This window comes from Shewanella electrica, from assembly GCF_022321485.1.
Lineage (GTDB): Bacteria > Pseudomonadota > Gammaproteobacteria > Enterobacterales > Shewanellaceae > Shewanella > Shewanella electrica.
In genome coordinates this window covers 1-253 of record NZ_JAKOGG010000524.1, presented here as the reverse complement: position 1 = coordinate 253, position 253 = coordinate 1, and the positions used below count along the sequence as shown (strand labels likewise).

Below are 253 nucleotides of genomic sequence, written 5' to 3'. Positions count from 1 at the left end.
GCAGCCAGGGCTACGCCCATGCCAACAACCTGAAGGACAGCGGGGTCGCCGAGGTGCGGGTCGCTTTGCGTCCCGGATCGGCCCGCGCCGAGAAAGCCACGGGCGCCGGCCTCGCGGTCGTGGCGCCGGACGAGGCCGCCAAGTGGGCCGACGTGGTCATGGTGCTGGTGCCCGACGAGCTGCAGGCCGCGCTCTACCGCGACGACCTGGCGCCGAACCTGCGCGACGGCGCGGCGCTAGGCTTCGCCCACGG

The 253-nt window shown here is 74.3% G+C and carries 1 pseudogene; it reads left to right on the top strand.

What is annotated here, in order from left to right:
* A pseudogene (locus L9G74_RS21385) lies at window positions 1-253 on the top strand (ketol-acid reductoisomerase); the annotation flags it as partial.